Origin of the sequence: [Clostridium] ultunense DSM 10521 (assembly GCF_000511955.1) — a bacterium.
In the GTDB taxonomy this organism is placed as follows: Bacteria; Bacillota; Clostridia; order Tissierellales; family Tepidimicrobiaceae; genus Schnuerera; species Schnuerera ultunensis.
In genome coordinates this window covers 188595-200171 of the sequence record NZ_AZSU01000006.1, presented here as the reverse complement: position 1 = coordinate 200171, position 11577 = coordinate 188595, and the positions used below count along the sequence as shown (strand labels likewise).

General features: G+C 32.3%; 11 protein-coding genes. 4 read left to right on the top strand and 7 right to left on the bottom strand.

What is annotated here, in order from left to right:
* Nucleotides 1–267: 267 nt before the first annotated feature.
* The gene (locus CUL_RS0114055) at nt 268–1743 is read right to left on the bottom strand and encodes an ISLre2 family transposase (protein ID WP_025642316.1); all 1476 of its coding nucleotides are present in this window, start codon (nt 1741–1743) and stop codon (nt 268–270) included.
* A 210-nt stretch (nt 1744–1953) separates the two neighbouring features.
* Between CUL_RS0114055 and CUL_RS0114050 the strand changes: the two genes are divergently transcribed.
* Entirely contained in the window at nt 1954–2475 is a 522-nt protein-coding gene (locus CUL_RS0114050) for an NAD(P)H-hydrate epimerase (RefSeq protein ID WP_025642314.1), read from the top strand.
* Here the strand turns inward: CUL_RS0114050 and CUL_RS0114045 are convergent.
* Both CUL_RS0114045 and htrA read right to left on the bottom strand, forming a co-directional pair.
* On the bottom strand, nt 2396–2785 hold the full coding sequence (locus CUL_RS0114045) for a UPF0236 family transposase-like protein (RefSeq protein WP_025642312.1): 390 nt from the start codon (nt 2783–2785) through the stop codon (nt 2396–2398). The genes CUL_RS0114050 and CUL_RS0114045 overlap by 80 nt on opposite strands.
* 207 nt (nt 2786–2992) lie before the next feature.
* On the bottom strand, nt 2993–4240 hold the full coding sequence (gene htrA, locus CUL_RS0114040; RefSeq protein ID WP_025642304.1) for a serine protease HtrA: 1248 nt from the start codon (nt 4238–4240) through the stop codon (nt 2993–2995).
* A gap of 242 nt (nt 4241–4482) precedes the next feature.
* Here htrA and CUL_RS0114035 point away from each other — a divergent pair, with 242 nt between their 5' ends.
* On the top strand, nt 4483–5151 hold the full coding sequence (locus CUL_RS0114035; RefSeq protein WP_025642302.1) for a response regulator transcription factor: 669 nt from the start codon (nt 4483–4485) through the stop codon (nt 5149–5151).
* Nucleotides 5141–6511 (top strand): sensor histidine kinase, encoded by a 1371-nt coding sequence (locus CUL_RS0114030; protein ID WP_005585612.1) that lies wholly within the window; start codon nt 5141–5143, stop codon nt 6509–6511. The genes CUL_RS0114035 and CUL_RS0114030 overlap by 11 nt, the downstream gene beginning before the upstream one ends.
* Before the next feature lie 93 nt (nt 6512–6604).
* Here CUL_RS0114030 and CUL_RS0114025 read toward each other — a convergent pair whose 3' ends face one another.
* The 4 genes from CUL_RS0114025 to tpx form a co-directional block, all read right to left on the bottom strand.
* Nucleotides 6605–7357 carry an exodeoxyribonuclease III gene (locus tag CUL_RS0114025; protein WP_005585611.1) on the bottom strand — a complete coding sequence of 251 codons (753 nt, stop codon included), beginning with the start codon at nt 7355–7357 and terminating at the stop codon, nt 6605–6607.
* A gap of 27 nt (nt 7358–7384) precedes the next feature.
* The gene (locus CUL_RS0114020) at nt 7385–8848 is read right to left on the bottom strand and encodes a TrkH family potassium uptake protein (protein ID WP_025642298.1); all 1464 of its coding nucleotides are present in this window, start codon (nt 8846–8848) and stop codon (nt 7385–7387) included.
* Nucleotides 8826–10205: a Trk system potassium transporter TrkA gene (gene trkA, locus CUL_RS0114015; protein ID WP_025642296.1), complete on the bottom strand. Its 1380-nt coding sequence runs from the start codon at nt 10203–10205 to the stop codon at nt 8826–8828. Before trkA ends, CUL_RS0114020 begins: the two co-directional genes overlap by 23 nt.
* A 124-nt stretch (nt 10206–10329) precedes the next feature.
* Nucleotides 10330–10845 carry a thiol peroxidase gene (gene tpx, locus CUL_RS0114010; RefSeq protein WP_005585609.1) on the bottom strand — a complete coding sequence of 172 codons (516 nt, stop codon included), beginning with the start codon at nt 10843–10845 and terminating at the stop codon, nt 10330–10332.
* 334 nt (nt 10846–11179) lie between these two features.
* On the opposite strand from tpx, the gene CUL_RS17510 reads away from it, so the two are divergent.
* The coding region (locus tag CUL_RS17510) for a transposase (RefSeq protein ID WP_035143267.1) at nt 11180–11577 on the top strand (398 nt) is incomplete at its 3' end.

Here is an 11577-nt window from a genome sequence, read left to right as displayed (position 1 = left end):
GTGTGTGTCAAGTATTCGTGGGCATCTTTCCTTCTCATGAAATCAACCGTTACAATATAATCAAGAAAAATACTTTTAATTTTATCATTTTCCAGAGTTGTCAAGCCTAAAATGCACTCCACTTCGTTACGGACTTGACAACGAAGTCTATCTTTGGGGTCATGATTTTATATTTATAGTTTTTCTTTTCTTTTTCATGTTTTCTTTTCTTTTTAGCGATATTATAGCTAAAATTAGGCATACTACCCCTTCGGAAGATAACCTATCTTATCTTAAAATAAGTTCAACACGGTTTTTTGTTAGATCCCTAATGGCTTTCCTACCAAATGTCATTGGTTGCCCTTCAAAAGGCATAGGAGCCTTCTTTATAGGATATATACCACTATCCTTAGGTTTCTTATTGACCTCTGCAGCTGATAGCTGCACAACCTGTTCTACTACCTCTTCTAATTTATCATCGGTGATCGTATCATCAAATAATGAATCCAATGTCTCATAAAGATTACCACTTGCTCTTAAAGCTAATAGCTTTCCTAGGGAGTTTGCCCCACTTTTTGTCCAACTCATTTTTCTACCCTTCATCCTTAGTTTTATTACATCACATACACTGGATTCCATAGTTCCCATATTTCTATACACAACTCCTTCTGGGGGTTTGGGTAATGATATGTTTCTTAATCTATACGGTATCAATCCATTATAATTATTAGCTAGATAGTTATATAATTTGTGTAATCTTTCTCTCACCTTTTCATCTTCTACATACTCGATCATAAGCTCCTTAAGATACTCCATTGCTTCATCTATTTTTCCTTTATCAAACATGTTATTTAGTTTTTTTACCTGTGCTTTCTTTGGTACTGCTCTAACTACAGCTCTAGCACGATGAAATGGATCTAATTGATAATGGACTCCTTCTTCACCTATACCTCTCTTTATCCAAGGATCTCCATCCCCATTTATTATTCTATATTTAATTTCATCTACATTGTAATTTTCAGCTATTGTTGCATCGGATAATTTCTTAAAATCTCTAGCATTATCAAAACTTGCTATGATAGTTCTATTGTGCGTTAGATAAGCATTCTTTTGATTACCTCTTTTTTCCCAACCTTCATAAAATTTTGCCATTTTCATTTCTTTTTTCTTACTCTTTCCACTCTTTGGCCTATCTAGGCCTTGCATGTTAATCCAAACGCCATCTGCTTCCTGGAACAAGACATCTACTTCTCGTTTACCATTTACATTTCCCTTATTGTACTGATCAATAAGCCTTGTTTCCCGTTCTTCTAGCCTTTCACCTAGTTCTTGTACTACATTCCATACAGCGGTATGTGATAGGCTACTATGACACATGCTTTCTATATTTTTTGCTGATTTTCTATAGGATTGTTCTAATACATTTTCTACTATCTTTTCAGCTAGATTACTAGATACATGGCCTATGGTTTCTTTTTTTAAATATTGGTCTAGTAGGTATACATGCATACTCTTCCCATCATTATCTTCGGTTTGATAGATTCTTCTTTCATACTCTACTTCACCCATAATTGTGTGTATACAGGTTCTCCTGAATCCTTTATTTCGATATTTTTCAGTATCCCTCTTGGCTAGTAACATCAAATCAATTTTTTCTAATATATCTTTCATAATTCCACAGGCTACCTTACAAACAGTTTTATATATTTCTTCTTCAATAGTCTTGAAATCAAGTTCATTATGGTTTACACTTAATATATGCACAGTCTTTCCTCCTTAATGTGTTGTCCTTAACTACATTATAACGGATTGACTATGCATTGGGAAGGCCACTTAAAAGGTCTTCCCTTTTTCAGTTATATATCTAATGCCTACAAAAATTATACACTAACCGAGGCCTTCTAATTTAACATTAAAAACTACTTTTAATAAATCCCAATAATCATATATAATAGAATATAGGAGGCGAGATTGATGTTTACAATTAGTTGTAGTGAAATGAAGGCCATGGATAGTTATGCCATTAATAGTATTGGCATTCCTAGTATTGTACTTATGGAAAATGCAGCATTGAAAGTATTAAAAAATATAGATTTAGAGAAAATAGATTCCTTTACCCTTGTTTGTGGAGTTGGAAATAATGGTGGAGATGGACTGGCCATTGCCCGCCATTTAGTTTTAGCAAATAAAGCAGTCGATTTGTTTATAATTGGAAATTTAGATAAGAGGACCAAGGATTTTAATATTAATCTAAATATACTTAATAATTTAGGCATAGATTTCATCCATATAACCAAAGATGAAGATCTGAAAAAACTAAAGCACTCCTTAAATATTAGTGAATTAGCTATAGACTCTATCTTTGGAATTGGCCTAACAAGAGAAATTGAAGGTTTGTTCCGAAAAACCATTGATATTATAAATAATATTNTTTTGCTGATTTTCTATAGGATTGTTCTAATACATTTTCTACTATCTTTTCAGCTAGATTACTAGATACATGGCCTATGGTTTCTTTTTTTAAATATTGGTCTAGTAGGTATACATGCATACTCTTCCCATCATTATCTTCGGTTTGATAGATTCTTCTTTCATACTCTACTTCACCCATAATTGTGTGTATACAGGTTCTCCTGAATCCTTTATTTCGATATTTTTCAGTATCCCTCTTGGCTAGTAACATCAAATCAATTTTTTCTAATATATCTTTCATAATTCCACAGGCTACCTTACAAACAGTTTTATATATTTCTTCTTCAATAGTCTTGAAATCAAGTTCATTATGGTTTACACTTAATATATGCACAGTCTTTCCTCCTTAATGTGTTGTCCTTAACTACATTATAACGGATTGACTATGCATTGGGAAGGCCACTTAAAAGGTCTTCCCTTTTTCAGTTATATATCTAATGCCTACAAAAATTATACACTAACATACTAAAGGGTATCGGTTCTATATGATTATATTCAAAAATGGGACGGTATGATGATGAACCGTCCCTGCTGTCCCAAGCTATTTCAAAACACTAAATTCTATTTCCATTTGTTCTTCTTTACCATTTCTTATAATACTTAATTTGGCCTTATCTCCTTTTTTATATTTATAGAGGGATTTTTTTAGCTGATTCATATTTTGGATTTCTTGGTCATCAATTTTGGTTATTATATCTCCATTTCTTAAATCACCTTTGCTAGCAGGAGAATTTGGAACTACTTCAATTACAATGACTCCATTGTCTGCCTTTAATTCTACTCCCAGTTGCCTTTCGTATAGTTCCACTTCAATCCCTGTTATCCCAAGGAATACAGTTTTATAGGTACCTTCTTTTACTACCTGTTCTATTATGGGTTTTACCATATTTATAGGTATTGCAAATCCTAATCCTTCTGCTGTTTTTATCTTAGCTGTGTTTATTCCTATTACTTCCCCTTTACTATTTAATAGAGGGCCTCCACTATTTCCTTCATTGATAGAAGCATCTGTTTGGATTAAATCTTCAATAAGATTATATCTATCTACTTGGATAGATCTATGGAGTCCAGATATTATTCCTGAAGTTACAGTCCTTTGAAATTCCAGTCCTAATGGATTTCCTATAGCAATAGCAATTTCACCTACTTCTAATTTTTCTGAATCTCCTAGTGTAGCCACTGGTAAATTCTTTGCTTCTACCTTTACTATAGCTAAATCTATAGAACTATCATTCCATAATACTTTCCCTGGGATTTTATCTCCATTTTCCAGTAATACAGTTATCTCTTTAGCATTCCCATCACCAACTACATGGGAATTGGTAAGTATATAGCCATTCTTATCTACTATTACTCCAGAACCTACCCCATCTACTTCTTGGGATATAAACCCATAATTTTGAACTTCTTTCGTAGTAATCCCTACTACACTACTCATAGCCTTTTTAGCCGCTACAGAAACTGCAGTAACACTATTATCATCAATATTATAAACCACATTATCATTACTAGTTTCTTCTATGGCTGGTAATTTATCGGCATATAAATATTTTATAGCTATATAAGGAGATACTAATCCACCAATAAGGGAGGATATTAATGCAATAGCTATATAAGATAGTATCCTATTCCTTTTTTTCCTCTTTTTATCTTTATATATACCTTCTTTTTTTACATCTTCAGCATAATTATTTTCTTCAGCATTATCTTCTTCACTATCCTCAACTACTGTATCTATACCTTCTATTATCTCTATCATTTGATCCAAGTCCCTTTTTTCATCATCCATTTTAAAACCTCCTTCTTCTTCGATGTTTATCTATAGAATAATATATGAATGTGAAAAAAATATAGATAGATTATGTTTTTGTTGTAAAATTATCCTTTCACTTTTTCACAATTTCCCATAATTCTTTCATATGAATACCATATGTTTTCGATAATATATTATATTAGTAAAAATTATAATCCATTAAAAATTATTTTTTCTGATATAATAAGCTTAAAGAATTCTTTAAGGAGAAGATATATATGAGCTTTAAAATTTATTTGGTAGAAGATGATAAAAATTTAAATTTAATATTAACTACTTATTTAGAAAAAGAAGGTTGGCAAGTATCTTCTTTTCTAACAGGAAAGGATGCTCAAAAATCCATTAATAACCCACCAGATCTATGGATACTAGATATTATGCTTCCAGATATAGACGGATATCAACTTATAAAGGAAATAAAGTTAACCACTCCAAATATTCCCGTAATATTTATTTCTGCTAGAGATGCAGATATCGATAGGGTTTTAGGTTTAGAATTAGGTAGTGATGATTATTTGGCTAAGCCTTTCCTTCCTAGAGAATTGGTCATTAGAACTAAAAATCTGTTGGAACGAATATATGGCATCCAGTATCAGGTTATAAATATTCCTCCTTATACAATAGAAGAAAAATCTAGGAGGATTAAACTGGAAGACAATTTAATAGATTTAACCTCTAAAGAATTCGATTTACTACTCTATCTTGCTAAGAATCAGGGTATAGCCCTTTCTAGAGAGCAAATTTTAGAAGCCATTTGGGGATCTGATTATTTTGGCACAGATCGAGTGGTTGATGATTTAGTAAGAAGGCTTAGGAAGAAGATGCCCGAATTAAGGATTGAAACCATCTATGGATATGGATATAGGATGATAGAAAATGATAAATAGAATGAAAAATTGGCCATTATCTATTCAAATTTGGGTAGTTTTTGCAACTATTACTTTGGGTATATCCTTGATATTATCTGTAATATTACCATTAACCTTAAGGGATTTTTTCACCAATGAAATATATGCAACCATAGAATCGGCTCAGACTTTGATGTTCAATCAATACGATCTTCGTTCCATAAGGGATTTATTAGAATCCCAAGGACCAGAAAAATCAAGACAAACTTTAGAAAATATTCGTACCGTCAACCATTTCATTATATATGAAGACAGTCCAATAATTTTTTCTTCTTCTTTTTCCATGAACTTCTTAAATGAAGTAAAAAACCAGGCATTAAATCAAAGAAACAATAGTGAAAGATATAGTGGAAAAGTAGGAACGGAGAAAATATTCTATGTTATTACTAAAGGTAAAGCTTTAAATCAAGATGCCTATTTAGTATCCTATATGTGGGATTCCTATAGGGAAGATTTGGTCCAAACCCTATTTAGAAAATTAGCCTTTATCATGTTTCTAGTTTTCATATTTAGCTGGATTCCTGCCATATTATTGGCCAGATATTTATCTAGTCCTCTTGTAAGTTTAGAAAAGCGGGTAGAAAAACTTGCAAATAATCAATGGGAAGAACCTGTAGAGTTAGATAGACAAGACGAAATAGGAAAATTAGGGGAATCTATAGAGCAACTTAGAAATCAATTAATCTACCAAGAAGAAATGCAACAATCCTTCTTGCAACATATATCCCATGAGTTAAAGACCCCAGTTATGGTTATTCGCAGCTTTTCCCAGGCCATTAGGGATGGAATCTATCCAAAGGGAGATTTGGATTGTTCTGTAAAGGTAATAGACGAAGAAGCAGAAAGACTTGAAAAACGTATAAGGAATCTACTCTATATAACAAAACTAGATTATCTAAATACCCATGATATTCCTTACCAAAATTTTTCTTTAGATGGATTGATAAAGGATGTCATAGAAAGGTTATCTTGGAGTAGAACAGATATAGATTGGCAATTAGAATTATCTCCAATAAATATTGACGGAGATATGGAACAGTGGCGAGTAGTTGTAGAAAATCTATTGGATAATCAGATTAGGTATGCAAAAAACTCTATACTTATATCCTTAAATGGAAAAGAGGAAAATAAGGTGTTACTCAGATTTTGGAATGATGGACCAAATATTGAGCCAGAAACCTTAGATTCTCTATTTACCAAATTCAACAAAGGATACAAAGGGGAGTTTGGTCTTGGATTGGCTATCGTTCATAGGATTGTAACTTTAAATGGAGGTAAAATCTGGGCTGAAAATGAAGAAGAAGGGGTATCTTTTTATGTGGAGATAATAAGAATGTGAGTCGAATATTTTTCAGCTCACTTTTTAAAATATTGATACTTATGAGATTCCCTATAAAATTTGTTAGTCTAAAGGAACGACAAAGGTCGTTCCTTATTCTATCTCCAGCATTACCGGACAATGATCACTGCCCATTATTTCTGAATGGATTTGGGCATCCTTTAGTCTATCTTTAAACCTTTCTGATACTATAAAATAGTCAATTCTCCAGCCTACATTCCTATCTCTAGCCTTTCTCATATAGGACCACCAAGTGTAGGCATCTTCTTTATCCGGATAGAAATATCTAAATGTATCTATAAATCCTGTTCCTAATAGCTCTGTCATCTTTCCCCGTTCTTCATCGGTGAAACCAGCGTTCCTCCTGTTGGTAGATGGGTTTTTTAAATCTATTTCCTTATGGGCTACATTTAAATCTCCACATAGTATTACAGGTTTAATAGAGTCTAATTCTTTTAAATAATTTCTAAACTCATCTTCCCAAGTCATCCTATAATCAAGCCTTGTTAACTCCCTTTGGGAATTAGGAGTATATACATTTACTAGATAGAAGTCTTCAAACTCTAAAGTTATAACTCTTCCTTCCTTATCATGTTCTTCTATTCCTAGACCATACTTTACATCTAAAGGCTTGTCCTTAGTAAATACAGCCGTACCTGAGTATCCCTTTTTCTCAGCATAATTCCAATATTGATGGTATCCTGGTAAGTTTAAATCAATCTGACCTTCTTGTAATTTAGTTTCTTGAACACAGAATATATCTGCATCCACTTCTTCAAAATAATTTAAGAAACCTTTTCTAACACAAGCCCTAAGCCCGTTCACATTCCAAGAAACTAATTTCATTTTATCCCTCCATATATTCTTTCATAATCATCTATTTTTAGGTAAAATCTCATTTTTCCATACACTAGGAGCAAATAAAGCTATGATAGTAAATAACTCTAATCTTCCCAACAACATAAATAAGGATAACAATAGTTTAGAAACATGACTAAATTGGCTAAAAGTTCTTGCCGGTCCTACTAAGCCCAATCCTGGTCCAATATTTCCTAATGTTGCTGCTACTGCTCCAGCAGAACTTTCAAAATCTATTCCCTCTAAGGATATAAAAATAGTTCCTAATATAAATATCATAATATATAATGTAAAAAAACTAGTAATACCTGCCACTACTTCGTTAGGAAGAACTCTATCTCCAATTTTAATAGGTATGACAGCTCTAGGATGGAAAATCTTAGATATTTCCCTTTTTACCAATTTTAATAAAACTAGAATTCTTATATTCTTCATTCCCCCACCTGTTGAACCTGCACATCCACCAACAAACATAAGGGAAAATAGGATTGTTTTACTAAAGGTAGGCCATTTATCAAAATCCACCGTAGCATAGCCTGTTGTAGTTATAATAGAACCCACTTGAAAAAAAGCATCCCTTAAAGCTAACCAAAACCTATGGTATATTGTTGTGTTGATATTTAATGCAATTAACAAAACAGCCATGGATATTATACCCAGATATAGCCTCAACTCTTCATTTTTTATTACTTCCTTCCATCTCCCTTTAAAAAGGGAATAATATAGGGAAAAATTGACTCCAGATAATATCATGAAGGTACCTATTACCAAATGTATATAGGTACTGTTATAGGCTCCTACACTAGCATTATTAATAGAAAAGCCACCTGTACCTACAGTTCCAAAAGTATGAACTATTGTATCAAAAAAAGGCATCTTGCCTACTAATAACAAGACTATCTGTAAGATAGTGATAACAAAGTAAGTCATATATAGTATTTTTGCTGTGTCTTTAATTCTTGGTGCAATCCTATCAGGTTGAGGCCCAGGGGATTCAACTTTAAAAATCTGAAAACCTCCTACCCCTAAGGTAGGTAGAATAGCAACAGTAAATACTAATATTCCCATACCACCAATCCAATGGGTAAAGGATCTCCAAAATAATATTCCTTTTGGTACTACCTCAACATTATCAATAATTGTTGCCCCTGTAGTAGTAAACCCAGATACGGTTTCAAAAAAAGCATCTACCCATGATGGAATACTACCGGAAAATATAAAGGGTAAAGAACCAAAAAATGAAGCTAGAATCCATCCAAAGGCAACTATAGTGAGTCCTTCCCTTGCCTTAATGCCTTTGCTAAATTTAAAACTTTTACTCATTATTAAACCTACTAGACTAGTTATAATAATGCTGATTATAAAAGCCATTTTATCTGATCCATCATAGTATATGGACACCAATAGAGAAGGTATCATCAATGCTGCTTCTACTAATAGTAAATTACCTAATATTCTAATTACCGATCCATAGACCATTTAAGATACCTCCCTTATTTGGTCTTATCATCTTATTAAAAGCTGGCATATGGGATGTTAGAGAGAAGACAATTATTCTATCCTTTTCATGGATTATGCTATTTCCATTTGGTATTATCACTTCTCCTTTATGGACAATAGCCCCTATAATAATACCCTTTGGTAATCCTAATTGGTATAGCGGTTTACCTACTATAGACATATCCTTACTAGCAATGATCTCAGTAACTTCCCCTTCTCCTCCAAGGAGTAATGAAACGGATACTACTTTTCCCCCTCTTATGAATTTCAACACATTACTAACGGTAATATTGACTGGATTTAAAGCTATATCCACATCCAATTTATCTACTATATGGACATAATTAGGTCTACTTATTTTAGCAATAGTCTTGCCTACTCCTAGTTGTTTTGCAACCAATGCCATTAATAGGTTTTGCTCATCGAAACCCGTAGCGCCTACAAAAGTATCATAAGAGGATAGATCTTCCTCTTCTAAAAGGTCAATATCGGTTCCATCTCCATGGATTATTAATGTATGACTAAGTTTCTCAGCTAAATATTGGCAACGTTCCTTACTCTTCTCTATTATTGTAGCATTGATACCTGTTTTTTCTAACCTTTTAGCTAAGTAATAACCTATATTACCTCCACCTAAAATTATTACTTTTTTTGACTCCTTTTTATTCATGCTAATTCCAAGTCTCTCACCTAATTTGTTAATATTCTTGCTTTTCCCTATAACATGGATAACGTCTTCTGCCACTAATTCAGTAGAACCATCAGGAATAATTAAGTCACCTTCCCTAGATATAGCAGTAATAAGGAGTCCTTCTAAGCCATCTATCTCCTTTAGCTTTTTTCCCACATAGTTATGAGTACTACTTAGATGAAAATCTACCATAGAAACCTTCCCTTTGGCAAAGTCTCCTGAGTAAAAATTGTATGTTTTAGATAAATATCTTTCTATTTCAATTGCAGTAGTCAGATCTGGGTTGATAATATGATCGATGCCCATTTCTACTTTTACAAAATCCAACTGTTCTATAAATTCAGGATCTCTAATTCTTGCTATAGTTTTTTTACAATTTAATTTTTTTGCTAAAGTGCATATTAGAGTATTGGTCTCATCACTATTAGTTGATGCCACTAGTAAATCATAAGTATTTATATTAAGTTCCTTAAGTTTGGTAATCTCTATACCATTTGCTGTAACAGTCAAAACATCTAAATGGTCATTTATCCTTTCCAAGGTTTTAAAATTTATATCAACTAAAGTAACATCAATATCCTCATTATTCATAGCTTCTGCTAACCTATATCCTAGTTTGCCAGCCCCAACAATCATTACTTTCATTTGAAATCCTCTCCTATTATATACATATAGCAATATTATAACAGTTCTGATGCCAATAAAAAAGTTTTTTGCCGTATTAATTTAGGAATAAAAAAGGGAAGAACCAATTCCTAAGAATTGGTCCTTATATAAGCTTTTTCACTTCTTCTATTGCCCTATTGTAATTAGGATGTTCTCCTACTTCTTTTACGTATTCAACATATCTTACTATATTATCCTTATCTAAAATCACAATGCCTCTACTTAAGAGCCTTAATTCCTCTATGACGAATCCATAATTCATCCCGAAAGAAAGGTCTCTGTGATCAGATAATGTAATAACCCTATCTATATTATGAGCGCTACAAAATCTTTTTTGTGCAAAAGGTAAATCTACACTAATAGTTAATATAACCACGTCCTCTATCTCAGCAGCTTCTTGGTTAAAACGGGTAGTCTGTAACTCACATACTCCTGTATCCAGTGATGGTACTACACTGATTATCTTAATACTATCTCCTGCATCCTTCAATGAATACTTTTCTAAATCACTTTTGAGTACTGTAAAATTTGGTGCTTTATCTCCTATTTTGATTTCCCTGCCTATGAGGGTTACGGGGTTTCCTCCCATAGTTACCAAGTCCTTTCTCTTTTCTACCATTTTTCTATCCCCTTCCATATATTTCAATAATCATATTCTAATCTATTTAATTTCAATTATTTTATTGATACCCTAATGCTTCCACTATACTCAAATAATTCGAATAATGAAATTTAATATCGGTTTTAAATAGTATTTACTATCAAAACTATGATATAATTATATCAAATAAGATATTAAACTAAGAACAATCAAATATAATTAGATTGTGCAGACTGAAGACAAAGTATAAATTTTTTTATAAAAAAAGCAGAAAATCCTTGAAAGCAAAAAGGATTTTCTGCTTTTTTGTAGAATATATAATATATAACATATTTTTAAATGAGGTGTTGTTATGCTAACGATAAATAAATCTGATAAAAGAAATCAAGTTGAAATCATATCTATTGACCAATTGGTCCCAAAAGATCATTTAGTTAGAAAACTTGATGCTTGCATAGATTTTAGCTTTATCTATGATTTAGTAAAGGACATGTATAGTACTGAAACCGGCAGACCAAGTATAGACCCTGTAGTTTTATTTAAAATTGTTTTCATCCAATATATCTTTGGGATAAAATCAATGAGGCAAACTATAACTGAAATAGAAACTAATGTAGCCTATCGCTGGTTTCTAGGATATGGTCTACATGATAAGATACCCCACTTTACTACATTTGGAAAGAACTATGTTAGAAGATTTAAAGATACAGACGTATTTGAAAAAATATTTATGCGTATCCTAGAACAAGC